Below are 16,909 nucleotides of genomic sequence, written 5' to 3'. Positions count from 1 at the left end.
CCAGAAATCCGCAGAAGGAGTCCCATGTTCGGAGGGATCGGGCGGCTGGCCGTTCGCCGCCCCTGGCTCACCATCCTCGCCTGGATCGTCGTCGCGGTGGCGCTGGGCTTCGCCGCCCCACAGCTGAAGCCCACCAGCGACCAGGCGGACTTCCTGCCCTCCTCGTACGAATCCGTGCAGGTCGGCCGCCTTCAGGAGAAGGTGTTCCCGCAGCAGGAGACACCGGCTGCGGTGGTGGTGTTCCAGCGGTCCGACGAGGGCAAGCTGACCGCCGCCGACCGGGCCGACCTGCGCGAGGTGGTGTCGGGGCTCCGGGACAGACGGTTCGACCGGATCAAGTCCGTGAAGGCGGACGCAGGTTCGGTCTCGCCCAACGGCCGGATCGCCCTGGCCGGGATCGTCGCCACGGTCGACGACCCGTACGACACCGGCGTGACCGAGTCCGTGAAGGACATCCGGGCGGCCCTCAAGAAGCTGCTGACCGGGACGGAGCTGAAGGCGGGCACCACGGGCCCCGCCGCCACCGCGCTGGACTCGCAGGAGTCGGCCGGCGACACCGACGCCATGATCATGCAGGCGACCCTGCTGCTGATCATCGTCCTGCTGCTGATCATCTTCCGCAGCCCGCTGATCGCCATCCTTCCCGTCCTGATCATCGGGCTCACGTTCGTGGTCGCGACCGGGCTGATCTCCACCGCCGTGGAGGCCGGCGGACTGCAGGCCGACAGCTCGATCACCGCCATCCTGATCGTCGTCCTGTTCGGCGTCGGGACCGACTACATCCTCTTCCTGCTGTTCCGGTACCGGGAGCTGCTGCGGGAGGGCCACGATCCGAGGCCCGCCATGAGCGAGGCCGTGGGCCGGGTCGGCGAGACCATCGCCTCGGCGGCCGGCGCGGTGATCGTCGCCTTCCTCGCCCTCCTGCTGTCCAGCCTCGGGATGCTGCGCGCCATGGGCCCCGCCCTGGCGATCTCGGTGGCGGTCACGCTGGCCGCCGCGCTGACGCTGGTCCCCGCGGTCTTCTCGATGCTCGGACGCAAGGCGTTCTGGCCGTCGAAGCCCTGGCGCACCCGGCCCCGGCACCGTTTCGCGGCCCGTGCCGGTGCGCTCACCGCACGGCGTCCGGGTCTTGTCGCCGCACTCTCGGGCGGGCTGCTGGCGGCCCTGGCCGTCGGCGTGTTCAGCTTCAACCCGGCTTTCGACAGCGAGAGTTCCCTGCCCAAGGACCTGGAGTCCGTGCGCGCGGGCCAGGACATGCAGCGCGGTTTCGCCGCCGGGCAGACCGACCCCAGCTGGGTGCTCCTCGAATCGGAGGACGGCGGCCGGCTGGACCGGGCCGACCTGGACACCTACCGGCGGCAACTGGCGGCGGCCGGATTCGGGGAGGTCTCCCCCGCCGTGGTCAGCCCGAAGGGCGACGTCGCCCAGTTCGGTGTGGTGCTCAAGGTGAAGCCCGCGAGCGACCGGGCCATCGAGCTGGCCGCGGGGCCGCTGCGCGACACGGCGCACCGGGCGGCTCCGGACGGCAGCAGGGCGCTCGTCGGCGGCACCTCGGCGCTCCTCGCCGACATCCAGCACGCCACGAACCGCGACTACTCGGTGGTCTTCCCGGTCGCCGGGATCGCGATCATGGTCATCCTCGGGCTGCTGCTGCGCAGCGTCGTGGCGCCCTGGTACCTGATGCTCGCGGTGGGCCTCGGCTTCGGGGCGACACTCGGTTCCACGGTGTGGCTGTTCCAGGACATCAGGGGTGAGCAGGGCCTGCTGTTCACCCTGCCGGTGATCGTGTACCTCTTCGTCGTCGCCATCGGCACCGACTACAACATCCTCATGGTGGCGCGGCTCCGCGAGGAGACCGGGCGCGGCCGGAGTCCGGCGGAGGCCGTGCGCGAGGCGGTCACCCGTACCGCCTCCACCGTCGGGGCGGCGGCCTTCATCCTCGCCGGGACCTTCGGCGTGCTCCTGCTGGCCGAGAACAGCATGCTCCAGCAGATGGGCTTCGCCGTGGCGTTCGGCATCCTGCTGACCGCCTTCGTCATGGCCCTGCTGCTGGTGCCTGCCGTGACGACCCTGCTGGGCCGCCGCGCCTGGTGGCCGGGCGGCCGGAACCCCTCCGCCGGCGAGGGTGCGCGACCGGACGGCACGGAGCCCCACGAACCCGTGGACGCCGTTGCCAGGTCCGCGACTTGACCGGTCGTCACTCCGGATTCCCGGCACCCCCGACACCGTCCACCAGGGCGGTCCGGGGGTGCCGGGCTTTGCCTCGTTGTGCCGCATACAAGAAGATTGGCAGTCTGACGCACATGACCACTGAAGTCACCGACGAGCCCCGCCGCACGGCGGTGCTGTCCACTCCGCCCCCGTCCCGGTGGATCCGCTGGGCGGCCCACGCCGTCCCCCTGATCGCGCTGCCGTCCTCGCTGTGGCGTCTGGCCATGACCGTCGGAGTGCCGGTCGGGTACAGCGACGCGGTCCTGCGCGACGACTACGGTCTGCCCGGCAGCGGCTATCTCGTCCTGCCCCTGATCACGCTCTTCCAGGAGGTGGCGGCGCTGCTCACGCTCGGCCTGACCAGTAACTGGGGCCTCGTCGCGCCGCGTTGGCTGCCGTTCATCGGGGGCCGGCCCGTCCGTACCTGGGCAGCCGTCGTACCCGCCGCTCTCGGCGCGGTAATCCTGACGGCGGTGACGATCAGTCAGTACCTGGTGTGGGACAAGGTCGACAGCGGCAGCCTCGACGCCACCCATCGCGCGCTGATGGGCTGGTGCTACGCGCCGCTGCTGCTCTGGGGCCCGCTGCTCGGTGTCGTCACCGTCTCGTACTACCTGCGGCGAAGGCGTCAGCGATGAACACGGCGGTCCTGGTCCTCCTGGCCGCGCTCTCCCTCACCCTGCTGCTCACCGGACTCGCCTCCGGCGCCCGGCGGCTGCTGGGCATCGAGATCGGCAAGGGCCGTGCCGCGCTCACCGCGGCCGTCGGCCTGACCGCCGGCACCCTCGTGGGGTTACCCCTGCGCGATGTGCAGCCGCTCGCCCTGCTCACCCTGGAGATCGGTGTCTCGCTGCTGGTGGCCATGGTCTTCCTGGCCGCGACCGAGGTGCTGATCCCGTCCGGGACCGTGCGCGGTCTGGTGGGCTTCCCGAAGGCGGTGCGCCGCCGGTTCGCCCGGACCCGGCGGTACGCGCGGCTGAGCCGGATCTTCGTACGGCACGGGCTGGGGCGCTTCCTCACCGGCGGGTCCCGCCGCGCCCCCGCCGAACGGGCCGTCCTCGCACCGTCCCTGCGGCTCGCCCTGGAGGAGGCCGGGGTGACGTTCGTGAAGCTCGGCCAGGTGATGTCCACCCGGTACGACCTGCTGCCGCAGGAGTTCATCGACGAACTCAGCACCTTGCAGGACCGGGCGACCCCCGGGCCCTGGGAGTCCACGGCCCAGGTGCTGCACGAGGAACTGGGCGCACCGGCCGCCGAGGTGTTCGCCCAGTTCGATCCCGAGCCGGTCGCGGCCGGTTCGATCGCCCAGGTGCACCGCGCCCGGCTGCACAGCGGGGAGCAGGTCGCGGTCAAGGTCCAGCGGGCGACGGCGCGGGCGATCGTCGCGGACGACCTGGACATCCTGTACCGGTTCGCCTCGAAGCTGGAGCACCACACCGACTGGGGCCGCAGCGTGGGCGCCGAAGCGCTCGCCGAGGGGTTCGCCACCTCGCTGCACGAGGAGCTGGACTTCCGTATCGAGGCCCGCAACACCCTGTCGGTGGCGGCCGCCATCGAACAGTCCACCAGCGACTCCGTGATCAAGGTCCCCGAGGTCCACCTCGACCTCACCAGCCGGCGGGTCCTGGTCACCGAGTGGATGGAGGGCGTCCCGCTGCACAGCGTCGCGGACCTCCTCGACGACGGCGGCCCGGACCGGGAGGCACTGGCCCAGGCGATGCTGGACTGCCTGCTCGGGCAGATCATGACCAGCGGGGTCTTCCACGCCGACCCGCATCCCGGCAACCTGCTGCTGCTCCCGGACGGGCACCTGGGCATGCTCGACTTCGGCGCGGTCGGACGGATCGACCGGTCGCTGCGCTCCACCCTGCGCGGGATGCTGCTCGCCCTGCACCGAGGCGATCCCGCCGGCCTCTCCGACGCGCTGATCGAGCTGGTGGACCGGCCCGAACAGGTCGACGAACGGAGGCTGGAACGGGCCCTCGGGCGCTTCCTGGCCCGGCACTTCGCGCCCGGGATCAAACCGGACCGGGAGATGTTCGCCGACCTCTTCACGATCGTGGCCCGGCACGGGATCACGGTGCCGCCGGAGATAGCGGCCGTGTTCCGGGCCCTGGCCACCATGGAAGGCTCCCTGGAGCGGCTGGTCCCCGGCTTCGACATCGTCAGCCAGGCCCGTTCCTTCGCCGTCACCCAGCATCTGCGGAAGCTGCGGCCCGAGACGCTGGGGCGCTCGGTGACCGAGGAGCTGCTGTCCATGGTGCCGATGCTGCGCCGGCTGCCGCGCCGGATCGAACGGATCGGCAGCGCCATCGAGGGCGGGCAGCTCACGGTCGGGGTGCGGATGTTCCAGGACCCGGAGGACCGCAGGTTCCTGCGTTCGCTGGTGCACGACGTGCTGCTGGCGTTCCTGGGCGGAGTGATAGGCCTGGTCGGCGTGCAGCTGCTGCGTACCGGCGGCGGTCCCCGGATCAGCGAGGGACTGGGGCTCTTCGAGCTGTTCGGCTACAACCTCCTGCTCATCAGCTGTGTCCTGGTGCTGCGGGTGCTGTTCATGATGATCAGCCCGCGGCGCTGACGTCCGGGACCGGCCGTCAGCGCTGGGCGGCCGCCTTCTGGTACGCGCGTCCCGCGAGCGGCACGACCACGACGATCAGCAGGACGAGCACTCCCAGCGCCGCCGGGACGGGGTGCTCCGAGGGGAACGCCCCGCTCGCCGGCCCGCGTTCGTTGCCGAACAGGTCCCGGCTCGCGGAGACGACCGCGCTGACCGGGTTCCACTCGGCGACGGCCCGCATCCAGCCCGGGAGCCCGTCCAGCGGCACGAACGCGTTGGACAGGAACGCGAGCGGCATCATGATGACGCCGGACACCGCGCTCACCGTCTCCGCGTTGCGCAGCACGAGCCCGAGCAGGGCGCCCAGCCACGACATGGCGAACCCCATCAGCAGGAGCAGTCCGAAGCCGGCCAGGGTCTGGAGCACTCCGTTGTGCGCGCGCCAGCCGATGAGATAGCCGACCAGGGCCATCACGGCACAGGTCCAGGCGACGAGCATGCCGTCCGCCACGGTCCGTCCCACCAGCACGGAGGACCGGGAGATGGGCAGGGCGCGGAACCGGTCCACGAGCCCGTTGTTCAGGTCGCCGACCACGCCGACCGCGGTCGTGGTGATGTTGGCGAGCATCACCTGCGCGAAGATGCCGGCCATGATGTATTCCTTGTAGCCGCCGTCCCCGGGCACCTGCATGGCGCTGCCGAAGAGGTAGCCGAAGACGATGACGAACGCCACCGGCATCACGGTGATACCGATCAGCTGTTCCGGCATCCGGCGGATGTGCCGCATCTGGCGGCCCACGAGTGCGAACGAATCGCTGATGGCCTCGGTCATGCCGGCTGCTTCTCCTTGGTCGTGGTCGATGTCGTGGCGGGGGCCGGCTCCGAACCGGCCTCGGTGCGGCCCTGTTCGCCGGTCAGGGCGAGGAACACGTCGTCGAGCGAGGACCGGCGTACGGCGAAGTCCTCGGGCTCGATGCCGAGCCGTTGCAGGCCGCTCGCGGCCCCGGCGATCGTGGCGACACCGCCGGTCAGCGGCACGGAGACGGTGCGGGCGCCGCGGTCGGTCACCGGCTCGCCGGGCGAGATCTCCGCCAGGGTGCGGGCGACGGCCTCCAGATCGGCGACGGACGCCACCGACACCTCAAGGCGTTCACCGCCGACCTTGCGCTTGAGCTGGTCGGGGGTGCCCTCGGCTATCACCGTGCCCCGGTCGATGACCGCGATGCGGTCGGCCAGCTGGTCGGCCTCCTCCAGGTACTGCGTGGTCAGCAGCACGGTGACACCCTCGGCCACCTGGTCCCGGATCATCTGCCAGAGCGTCATCCGGCTGGTGAGATCGAGACCGGTCGTCGGTTCGTCGAGGAAGAGCACCGGCGGCCGGCCGACCAGGCTCGCCGCGAGGTCGAGACGCCGGCGCATCCCGCCGGAGTACGTCTTCGCCGGCCGGTCTGCGGCGTCCAGGAGCCCGAACCGGTCGAGCAGTTCGTGCGCGCGCGCCTTCGCGCCGCGCCGGCCGAGGTGCAGGAGCACCCCGATCAGCTGGAGGTTCTCCCGCCCCGTCAGCCGCTCGTCCACCGCCGCGTACTGGCCGGCCAGACCGATGTGGCCGCGCACCTCGCGGGCCTGGGTGGCCAGGTCGTAGCCGGCCACGGTGGCGCGCCCCTCGTCGGGTTCGAGGAGCGTGGCGAGGATGCGTACGGTGGTGGTCTTGCCCGCGCCGTTGGGCCCGAGGACACCGAGGATCGTCCCCGCGGGGACCTCCAGATCGATGCCGCTCAGCGCCTGGTGGTCGCCGTAGCGCTTACGGAGACCTTCTGCGGATATCGCCGTTTCCATGGCGGTCGCTCCTTCTGTTCTGCTGTCGTGGACAGCGGGAAGTGGGGTGTTCAGGCGCCGTGGGCCGTGTGCAGTGCGGCCAGTCGCTCCAGGAGGACGCGGCCGATCTCCGCCGCGGGTTCCGGCTGGAGCAGGTGCCCGTGGTGCGCGTGCACCGGGTGGGTGGTGATGTCGCCCGTCACGTGCGGACGCCATGCGGCGACGGAGTCCGCCGTCTTCCCGGCGGGGTCGTCGGTACCGACGGTGGAGACGAACAGCAGCAATTCGCCGTCGAAGCCCCGGGGCCGGTACCGGGCGCTCAGCTCGTGGTTGTTGATGCCGACCTTCATGAAGGCGGTGATGTTCTCCTCCTCCAGGCTCCCGAGCGCACTGTCCCGGCCACGGATGATCTCCATCACCCGCTTGTGCTCCAGGGGCCCTTCGGGCAGCTCCGCCAGGTCGTAGCCGACGAAGTCGAGCAGGGTCTCCAGTACGTCGCGCTCGGTGGGCAGGGCGTAGTCGTCGTCCTCCCACGAGGCGTCGTACGGTGTCTGGTCCAGGTTCGCGAGGAGGGCGACCCTTTCCCCCGCCCCGGTCAGCAGGGTGGCGATCTCGTGCGCCACCAGGGCGCCGAAGGACCAGCCGACGAGGTGGTAGGGCCCGGCGGGCTGGATCCGCCGGATCTGCTCGACGTAGTCGGCCGCCATCTCCTCGACGCTCGTCGCGATCGGCTCCTTGGCGTCGAGGCCCCGGGCCTGGAGCCCGTACAGCGGATACTCGGCGCTGACGGCCTTCAGCAGGGACGCGTACGGCCAGCTGAGGCCGCCGGCGCCGTGGACGCAGAAGAGCGGCGCGCGGTCGCCTCCGGTACGCAGCGGCAGCAGCACTTCGAAGCCGTCGCCGTCCGCACCGGTGCCGAGCTTGTCGCTCAGCTGCGCCACGGTCGGCGTCTCGAAGATGCCCCGGTTGCTCAGCTTGACGCCCAGCACCGAACGGATCCGGCTGACCAGCTGGATGGACGTGATGCTGTCGCCGCCCAGCTCGAAGAAGCTGTCGTCGATGCCCACCCGGTCCACCTTGAGCACATCGGCGAAGAGCCCGCAGAGCACCTCTTCCTGGGCGGACCGGGGTCCGCGCCCGGCGTCGGGCAGTTCGGGGCCGGGCGCGGGAAGCGCTTTACGGTCGAGCTTGCCGTTGACGGTCAGCGGGAGGGCGTCCAGGGAGACAAAGGCGGACGGCACCATGTAGTCCGGCAGCGCGGCGGCCACATGGGCCCGGACGGCGGTGGTGTCCAGAGCGCCGGTGGCCGGTACGACGTAGGCGACGAGTCGCTTGATGCCGGGCCGGTCCTCGCGGACGACGACGGCGACCCGGGCCACGCTCTCGTGACGGGCGAGGACCGTTTCGATCTCACCGAGCTCGATGCGGAAGCCTCGGACCTTGACCTGGTCGTCGGAACGGCCGAGGTATTCCAGCTCGCCCTTGCGGGACCAGCGCACCACGTCACCCGTGCGATACATCCGCGAGCCCGCCGGACCGAACGGGTCGGCCACGAACCGCTCGGCCGTCAGGCCCGGACGGCCCAGATACCCACGGGCGAGGCCGGAGCCGGCCACGTACAACTCACCTGCCACGCCGGGTGCCACCGGACGCAGAGAGCCGTCCAGGACGTACGTGGAGGTGCCCGGTACGGGTCCGCCGATCGGGGGCACACCCATACCCGCTTCGAGGCGGCCGGACATCGACGCCGCCACCGTGGATTCCGTCGGACCGTAGGCGTTCACCATCAGACGGCCCGGCGCCCACCGGTCCACCAGCTCGGCCGAAGTGGCGTCGCCGCCCACGATCAGCGACCGGAACAGCGGGAACTCCCCGTCCGGAACACTCGCCAGCGCGGCCGGCGGGATCAGCGCGTGCGACACCTCGCGCTCGACGAGCACCTTCGCCAGCACATCCCCGGCCAGCGGACCCGGCGGCGGAACCACCAACGCACCACCCGAGCCGAACGCCATCACCAGCTCCAGCACGGACGCGTCGAAGCTCGGGGACGCGAACTGCAACACCCGACTCTCCGGGCCCGCTTCGCATTGCTCCACCAGCCCTGCGGCAAACCCGGCGATACCCCGATGTGAGACGACCACACCCTTGGGGCGCCCGGTGGAACCCGACGTATAGATCACATACGCCGCACCACCGACGTCGATCTCCACATGGGGCTTGACGTCCTGCAACTCTGCATCGAAGGACGGAAGTTCACGCAACACCAGCACCGGGGACGCGTCCGCGAGCATGTAATCGATCCGGTCCTGCGGATACTCCGGGTCCACCGGCAGATACGCCGCACCCGCCTTCAGTACCGCCAACTGCGCCACGACGATGTCCACCGAACGCGGCAGCACCAACGCCACCACACCCTCCGGACCAACCCCCTCAGCACGCAGCCAATGCGCCAGCCGATTCGCCCGCACCTCCAGCTCCGCATACGACAGGGCCACACCCCCGTCGCCCGTCACCGCGACCGCATCCGGCGTCCGCTCCACCCACCGCTCGAACAAGCCATGCAACGTCACCGGCTCACACACACGCCCCGACGACGCCCACTCCCCCAGCACCAAACCCCGCTCAGCACCCGACAGCACCTCCACACCACCAACCCGCACCCCCGGATCAGCAGCCACCACCTCCAACACCCGCACCAACCGCTCCACCACACCCACCACCGACACCCGGTCGAACAGATCGACCGCGAACTCCACGCTCCCCTCGATGCCCTCCGACGTCTCGGCGAACTGGAACGACAGGTCGAACTTGGCGGCGTCGAAGCTGATCTCCTCGGGGGCGATCCGCAGGCCGTCGAGGTCGAGCGTGGCCTCCCCGGTGTTCTGGAACGCCAACATGACCTGGAAGAGCGGATGGCGGGCCATGGAGCGCTCGGGGTTCAGCACCTCCACCAGCCGCTCGAACGGCACATCCTGGTTCGCGTAGGCCGCGAGGTCCGTCTCCCGGACCCGCTCCACCAGTTCCCGGAACGTCGGGTCGCCCGACACGTCCGTACGCAGCACCAGCGTGTTCACGAAGAACCCGACCAGATCGTCCAGCGCCTCGTCCGTGCGGCCCGCGATCGCGGTGCCCACCGGGATGTCGGTGCCGGCGCCCAGCCGTGAGAGCAGCGTGGCGACGGCGGCCTGGACGACCATGAACACACTGCCGCCGACTTCTGCGGCCAGGGCCTGCAACCGCTCATGGGTGTCGCGGGAGACGCGGAAGGGGACGGTGTCGCCCCGGTAACTCATCTCCGCCGGACGCGGCCGGTCCACCGGAAGCACCAACTCCTCCGGCAACCCCGCCAACACCCCACGCCAGTAATCCACCTGACGCGACAGTTCACTGACCGGGTCACCCTCGTCACCCAGCACATCCCGCTGCCACAACGTGTAGTCGGCATACTGCACCGGCAACGACGCGAAGCCTGGTGCGCCACCCCCCGCACGCGCCGCGTACGCCTCACTCAGGTCGCGTGCCAGCGGGCCCATCGACCAGCCGTCGCCCGCGATGTGGTGCACTACGACCAGCAGCACGTGTTCGTCGTCGGAGACGGTGAACAGGACGGCCCGCAGCGGGGTTTCCGTGGCTATGTCGAAGCCGCGGGCGACCTCGGCGGCCAGGCGCCCGGGGTCGAAGGGCGTGGTCTCCAGCACCGGGCGCGCCTCGTGCGCCGGCAGGATCAGCTGGTACGGACGGCCCTCCACGTCGGGGAATATCGTGCGCAGGCTCTCGTGGCGTGCCGTGACATCACCGAGTGCCGCTTCCAGCGCGGCCGGGTCCAGGGTGCCGGTCAGGCGGACCGCCATCGGCATGTTGTAGGTGGCGCGGGGCCCCTCGAAGCGGTTGAGGAACCAGAGCCGGCGCTGCGCGGACGAGAGAGGGATCTCCTCGGGGCGCGGGCGCACGGTGAGCGCCTGGCGGGCGCGGCCGGCGTCACCGAGGCGTTCCGCGAGCGCCACGGCGGTCGGGGCCTCGAACAGGGTACGGACCGCGAGTTCGGCGCCGAGCCGGGAGCGGACACGGCTCACGACCCGGGTGGCCAGGAGCGAGTGGCCGCCCAGGTCGAAGAAGCCGTCGTCGATGGAGACCCGCTCCAGGCCCAGCACCTCGGCGAAGATGTCGCAGAGGGCCTTCTCCTGGGCCGTGCGGGGTGTCCGGCCCTCGGCCCGGGTGCGCGGACCGGGTGCCGGGAGGGCACGGCGGTCGAGCTTCCCGTTGACCGTGACCGGCAGCCGGTCGAGGGCGACGAAGGCAGCCGGGACCATGTAGTCGGGCAGCCGCCCGCCCAGGCGAAGGCTGAGTTCGTCCGCGTCGGGTACCTCGCGTCCGGTGGCGGGGACGGTGTAGGCGACAAGTTCCTTGATGCCGGGCCGGTCCTCACGGACGATCACGGCGGCGCGGGCGATCTCCTCCTGGCTCTCCAGCGCGGTCTCGATCTCGCCGGGTTCGATGCGGAAGCCGCGGATCTTGACCTGGTCGTCGAGGCGTCCGATGCAGTCGATCCGGCCGTCCCTGGTCCAGCGGGCCAGGTCGCCGGTGCGGTACATCCGGGTGCCGGCGGGGCCGTGCGGGTCCGCGACGAAGCGTACGGAGGTGAGGTCCGGGCGGTTCAGGTAGCCGCGGGCCAGTCCGGCGCCGGCCAGATACAGTTCGCCGGCCACGCCGGGGGCGACCGGCCGCAGGGACGGGTCGAGGATGTACGCCCGGTAGTTGTCCAACGGCCGCCCCACGAGGACCCGCTCGGCCTCCTCGATGCGCTGGCCGAGCGCGTCGACGGTGGTCTCGGTGGGCCCGTACAGGTTGTGGGTGACGAGGTCCGGGACGCCCAGGAGTTCCTGGCGCAGGGTCTCGCCCAGTGCCTCGGCGCCCAGGCTCACGATCATCGGGCGCAGGGACTCGTCGGCGGTCAGGCCGAGTTCGTGGAGTTGCTGGTAGTGGGCGGGGGTGGTGTCGAAGTGGTCGATGCCTCCCACCCGTTGGACGTAGTCGAAGAGTGCGGCGGCGTCGTGGCGTGCCTCGTCGTCGATGAGGTGCAGTTCGTGGCCGGCCAGCATCCACAGCAGGGGGTCGAAGGCGGCGTCGAAGGAGAACGACGAGACCAGCGCGGCGCGCAGCCGGCGGTCGCCCGCCGCTGCGATCTCCGGTGCGTAGAGCCGCCCGAAGTGGTCGTGGAAGAGGTTCACGAAGCTGCGGTGCTGGACGGTGACGCCCTTGGGGCGGCCGGTGGAGCCCGAGGTGTAGATGATGTAGGCCGCGTTGTCCGGGCGGGGCGCGCCGCCGCGTTCGTCGTCGGTGAGGTTGTCCGCCGGGGTCCCGGGGTCGATGTCGTGCAGTGCGGCGGGGTCGGTGAGTTCCAGCACCGGGCGGGCGTCGTCGAGCATGTGGGCGATGCGGTCGTCGGGGTAGTCCGGGTCGACCGGGACGTAGACGGCACCCGCCTTCATCACGGCGAGCAGGGCCACGACGTGTTCGGCCGAGCGGGGCAGCCGTACGGCGACGGGCTGCTCGGCCCCCGCGCCGAGAGCGACGAGCCGGCGGGCCAGCCGGTTGGCCCAGGCGTTGAGTGCGGCATAGGTGAGCCGGGTGTCCTGGAAGACCAGGGCGATGGCGTCGGGGGTGCGCGCGGTCTGCTCCTCGAAGAGGCCGGGGAGGGTGCCCGTCGGGTAGGTGCGCGCGGTGTCGTTCCAGTCGACGAGGATGCGGTGGCGTTCCTCGGCCGTCAGGACGTCGACGGACGACAGCCTGCGGTCGGGGTCGCCGGCCAGCTCGCCGGCCAGCCGTACGAAGCGGTCCGCCAGGTCCCGGGCGGTCTCCGGGTCGAAGAGGTCCGTGGCGAATTCGATGCCGCCGCCGATGCCGGCGGGGGCGCCGTCGTCGCCGAACCGCTCCTCCAGGACGAGCGAGAGGTCGAAGTTGGAGGTCTTCCAGCCGACGGCGCGCCCGGTGGCCCGCGGCCCGCCGAGGTCGAGGGTGGCCTCCGCGTTGTTCTGGAAGGACAGCATCACCTGGAAGAGCGGGTGGCGGGCCATGGAGCGCTCGGGGTTCAGCACCTCCACCAGGCGCTCGAACGGCACGTCCTGGTTGGCGTACGCAGCCAGGTCGGTTTCCCGTACCCGGTCCAGGAGTTCACGGAAGGTCGGGTCGCCCGACACGTCAGTCCGCAGCACCAGCGTGTTCACGAAGAACCCGACCAGATCGTCCAGCGCTCCGTCGGTGCGGCCCGCGACCGGCGAGCCGATCGGGATGTCGGTACCGGCGCCCAGCCGGTTCAGCAGCGCGGCCAACACCGACTGCATCACCATGAAGACGCTCGCGCGGCGTTCGCGGGCGAGTCCGGCGAGCCGCTGGTGGACGTCGGCGGGGACCTGGAGTTCGACGGTGTCGCCCCGGTAGCTCATCTCGGCAGGGCGCGGGCGGTCGGTGGGGAGGGCCAGTTCCTCGGGGATGCCGGCGAGCGCGGTGCTCCAGTAGCCGATCTGCCGGGCCAGCTCGCTGTCGGGGCGGTTCTCGTCGCCGAGCACCTCGCGCTGCCACAGGGTGTAGTCGGCGTACTGGACGGGCAACGGCTCCCACGCGGGGGCGCGGCCCTCGCACCTGGCGCGGTACGCCTCGCCGAGGTCGCGGGCGAGCGGGGCCATGGACCAGCCGTCGCCCGCGATGTGGTGGACGACGAGCAGCAGGACGTACTCGGTGCCGCCCAGCGCGAACAGGCGGGTGCGCAGGGGCGGTTCGGCGGTGAGGTCGAACTCCCTGCCGGCGGCGGCCGCGAGCGCCTGTTCCAGGTCGCCGTCGTCGACGCCGATCACGGGCAGGGCGGGGACGGCCTGCGCGGGGTCGAGGATCACCTGCCGGGGGTTGCCGTCGGTCTCCGGGAAGACGGTGCGCAGGCTCTCGTGGCGGGTCACCACGTCGGCGAGCGCCTGGCGCAGCGGCTCGACGCGCAGTTCGCCGGAGAGCCGTACGGCCAGCGGCAGGTTGTAGTTGCCGCCCGCGTCCTCGAACCGGCCGAGGAACCACAGGCGTCGCTGGGCGGGTGACAGGGGGATCTCGGTGGGGCGCGGTGCGGCGACGAGTGCCGCGCGGGCCCGGCCGGCGGTGCCGAGGCGGTCGGCGAGGGCCGCGACCGTGGGCGCTTCGAAGAGGGTACGGACCGCGATCTCCGCGCCGAAGGCCGTACGCACCCGGCTGACGAGCCGGGTGGCGAGCAGGGAGTGTCCGCCGAGGTCGAAGAAGCTGTCGTCGACGGAGACCTGCTCCAGCCCGAGGACGTCCGCGAAGAGGGCGCACAGCCGTGCCTCGTGGGCGGTGCGCGGGGCGCGTCCGGACGGGGCGGCGCCGTCGGGCACCGGCAGGGCGCGACGGTCCAGCTTCCGGTTGGGGGTGAGCGGGAGCGCGTCGAGGGCGACGAAGGCGGAGGGCACCATGTAGCCGGGCAGCCTGCCGTCGAGGTGGGCGCGGAGGTCGTCGGCGCCGGGTGCCGGGTCGCCGGTCTCCGGCACGATGTAGGCGGCGAGCGTGCTGATGCCCGGCCTGTCCTCCCGGGCGATGACGACGGCCTGGGCGACGGCGGGGTGGGTGGTGAGGGCCGCCTCGATCTCGCCGAGTTCGATGCGGAAGCCGCGGATCTTGACCTGGTGGTCGCTGCGGCCCAGGTAGTCCAGTTCGCCTTCGCCGGTCCAGGAGACCACGTCGCCGGTGCGGTACATACGGGTGCCGGTGGGGCCGTACGGGTCGGCGACGAAGCGTTCGGCGGTCAGCGCCGGCCGGTTCAGGTAGCCGCGTGCGAGGCCCGCTCCCGCGAGATACAGCTCGCCGGGCACCCCGGGCGGAACCGGGCGCAGCGCGCTGTCCAGGACGTAGGCGCGGGTGTTGTGGACCGGGCGGCCGATGGTGGGCCGGGCGGGCCAGTCGCCGGGCTCGGCGGGGAGGGTGGCGGCGGTGACGACGTGGGTCTCGGTGGGTCCGTAGTGGTTGTGCAGGACGCGGCCGGTGCCGTGGTGGAAGTCGCGCATCCGCTTGGTCGGCACCAGGGCCTCGCCCGCCTGGGCGAGGTGGCGCAGCGCCGGCAGTTCGAGGCCCTGTCCCGCGGCCTCCTCGCAGAGGGCGTCGATGACCAGGTTGGGCGCGTACACCTCGCCGATCCGCTGCTCGTCGAGCCAGCGCACCAGGGCGGCCGGGTCGCGCCGGGTGTCCTCGTCGGGGATGACGAGGGTGCGTCCGGACAGGGTGGCGGACAGGATCTCCTGGGCGGATACGTCGAAGCTGATGGCGGTGAACTGCGCGGTGCGCACACCGGGGCCGCCGGGAAGCACGTCCTCGTGCCAGGCGACGAGGTTGGCGAGGGCCCCGCCGGGCATCGCCACGCCCTTGGGCCGTCCCGTCGAGCCGGAGGTGTAGATGACGTACGCGGGTGCGAGGGGGGTGAGCGGGGCCGTGCGGTCGCCGTCGGCCGGGTCGGTGTCCGCGGCGGCGGCGGCGATCCGCTCGGCCGTGTCATCGGTGTCGAGCACCAGGAGCGGGAGTGCGTCGCCGGGTACGGCGGCGGTGATCCGGGGCGAGGTGGCGCTGTCGGTGAGGACGAGGACCGGCCGGGCGTCGGTCAGCATGTGGGCGATGCGGTCGGCGGGGTACTCGGGATCGACGGGCAGATAGGCGGCGCCCGCCTTGAGGACCGCCCAGAGCGCCACGATCTGGTCGGCGGACCGGGGAAGTGCCAGGGCGACGGTCTGCTCGGGGCCGGCACCGTGTGCGATCAGGAGCCGGGCGACGCGGTTGGCGCGGGCGTCGAGCGCGGCGTACGAGAGACGGGTGTCGCCGTGCTGGACGGCGGTCGCGTCCGGGTGGCGGTCGGCGGCCCGCCGGAACAGGGCGGGCAACGTGACCGGTGCGGTGGCGTGGGCGGTGTCGTTCCAGGTGCCCAGGACCAGCGCGCGGTCCTCGGGGGCGAGGAGGTCGAGGCGTCCGACGGGGGTGTCCTCGGACCCGGCGAGGGAGGCGAGCAGCCGCAGCACGCGGTCGCCGATGGCACGGGCCTCGGCGTGCTCCAGTACGTCGGGGCGGTGGCTCAGCTCGATGGCGAGGGTGGTGCCCACGTGGACCATGAGGCCGAGCGGGTAGTGGGTGCCCTCGTGGCTGCGGCCGTCGACGACGCCGAGGCCGTCGGCGGAGGTGCGCAGGCCCTCGGTGTCCACCGGGTAGTTCTCGAAGACGAGGAGGGTGTCGAAGAGTTCGCCGCCGACCGGGGTCAGCCGCTGGATGTCGGAGAGGCCGAGGTACTGGTGGTCCATGAGACCTGCCTGCTGGTCCTGGAGCCGGTCCAGGAGCGCGCCGACGGTCTCGGAGGGGTCCAGCCGGACGCGGACGGGCAGGGTGTTGATGAAGAGCCCGACCATGGACTCGATGCCGGGGACCTGCGGCGGACGGCCCGAGACCGTACCTCCGAAGACCACGTCCTGACGGCCGGTCAGCTGACCCACCACGATCGCCCAGGCGGCCTGCACCACGGTGTTGACGGTGACCCCGCGCAGCCGCGCCCACCGTGCCAGCGCGGCGGTCTCCGCCTCGCCCAGCTCCACCCGGACCTGCCCCGGGGCCATGGGCTCCCGCGCCATGTCCGGGGCGGCGAGCAGGGTCGGCTCGTCCAGCCCGTCCAGCACCTGCCGCCAGGCGGTCTCGGCGGCCGTACGGTCCTGCGCGGCGACCCAGGCGAGATAGTCGCGGTACGGGGCGACGGGCGGCAGCGCCGTCTCGTCCTCGCCCCGGCCGAACAGCCCGTACAGCTGGAAGAGTTCACCGATGAGCAGGGCCCGGGACCAGCCGTCGAGCAGGATGTGGTGCGCGGTCAGCAGGAAGCGGTGGCGCCCCTCCCCCAGGTCGATCAGGGTGAACCGGACGAGCGGGGGCCGGGCCAGGTCGAAGCGCCGGGCCCGGTCCTCGGCCACCAGCCGGTCGGCCTCGGCGGCCCGGTCGGCGGCCGGCAGCCCCGACAGGTCGGCGCGGGTCCAGTCGGGTTCGGCCTGGACCGGGATGAGCTGGACCGGTTCGCCGTTCTTGCGGTGGCGGAAGGCGGCACGCAGCACGGAGTGCCGGCGCAGCACGGCGGCGCACGCCGCGCGCAGGGACTCGGCGTCGATTCCGCCTTCGATGTCCAGGGTGAACTGCGTGGTGTAGGCGTCGGGGCCCTGCGTGTCGTACTGCGCGTGGAACAGGAGGCCGTGCTGGAGCGGGGAGAGCGGGAGGATGCCCTCGAGCCGCGGCTTGGACGTAGTCATTTCGCTTCTC

Annotated in this window: 6 protein-coding genes; 3 read left to right on the top strand and 3 right to left on the bottom strand. The window is 71.9% G+C overall.

The window, feature by feature from the left end:
- The first annotated feature begins 24 nt into the window (after positions 1-24).
- From EAO73_RS10330 to EAO73_RS10320, 3 genes are all read left to right on the top strand, one after another.
- The gene (locus tag EAO73_RS10330) at positions 25-2,190 is read left to right on the top strand and encodes an MMPL family transporter (RefSeq protein WP_147971084.1); all 2,166 of its coding nucleotides are present in this window, start codon (positions 25-27) and stop codon (positions 2,188-2,190) included.
- A gap of 113 nt (positions 2,191-2,303) precedes the next feature.
- Complete coding sequence (locus EAO73_RS10325; RefSeq protein WP_147971083.1) at positions 2,304-2,849, top strand: hypothetical protein; 546 nt, start codon at positions 2,304-2,306, stop codon at positions 2,847-2,849.
- Positions 2,846-4,789, top strand: a complete 1,944-nt coding sequence (locus EAO73_RS10320; RefSeq protein ID WP_147971082.1) for an ABC1 kinase family protein — start codon at positions 2,846-2,848, stop codon at positions 4,787-4,789. Before EAO73_RS10325 ends, EAO73_RS10320 begins: the two co-directional genes overlap by 4 nt.
- A gap of 16 nt (positions 4,790-4,805) precedes the next feature.
- On the opposite strand, the gene EAO73_RS10315 is transcribed toward EAO73_RS10320, so the two are convergent.
- From EAO73_RS10315 to EAO73_RS10305, 3 genes are read right to left on the bottom strand one after another with little or no spacing between them, the layout of a single operon-like run.
- Entirely contained in the window at positions 4,806-5,600 is a 795-nt protein-coding gene (locus tag EAO73_RS10315) for an ABC transporter permease (protein WP_147971081.1), read from the bottom strand.
- The gene (locus EAO73_RS10310; RefSeq protein WP_147971080.1) at positions 5,597-6,604 is read right to left on the bottom strand and encodes an ATP-binding cassette domain-containing protein; all 1,008 of its coding nucleotides are present in this window, start codon (positions 6,602-6,604) and stop codon (positions 5,597-5,599) included. The genes EAO73_RS10315 and EAO73_RS10310 overlap by 4 nt, the downstream gene beginning before the upstream one ends.
- A 50-nt stretch (positions 6,605-6,654) precedes the next feature.
- Entirely contained in the window at positions 6,655-16,899 is a 10,245-nt protein-coding gene (locus tag EAO73_RS10305) for a non-ribosomal peptide synthetase (protein WP_147971079.1), read from the bottom strand.
- Positions 16,900-16,909: the final 10 nt, after the last annotated feature.

Origin of the sequence: Streptomyces sp. col6 (assembly GCF_008042035.1) — a bacterium.
GTDB lineage: Bacteria > Actinomycetota > Actinomycetes > Streptomycetales > Streptomycetaceae > Streptomyces.
Note: the sequence above shows the minus strand (reverse complement) of the source record. Positions and strands in the feature narration are given on the sequence as shown.

Coding starts and splice junctions, on each gene's coding strand:
- EAO73_RS10330 (WP_147971084.1), top strand. CDS start 25: ATGTTCGGAGGGATCGGGCGGCTGGCCGTTCGCCGCCCCTGGCTCACC.
- EAO73_RS10325 (WP_147971083.1), top strand. CDS start 2,304: ATGACCACTGAAGTCACCGACGAGCCCCGCCGCACGGCGGTGCTGTCC.
- EAO73_RS10320 (WP_147971082.1), top strand. CDS start 2,846: ATGAACACGGCGGTCCTGGTCCTCCTGGCCGCGCTCTCCCTCACCCTG.
- EAO73_RS10315 (WP_147971081.1), bottom strand. CDS start 5,600: ATGACCGAGGCCATCAGCGATTCGTTCGCACTCGTGGGCCGCCAGATG.
- EAO73_RS10310 (WP_147971080.1), bottom strand. CDS start 6,604: ATGGAAACGGCGATATCCGCAGAAGGTCTCCGTAAGCGCTACGGCGAC.
- EAO73_RS10305 (WP_147971079.1), bottom strand. CDS start 16,899: ATGACTACGTCCAAGCCGCGGCTCGAGGGCATCCTCCCGCTCTCCCCG.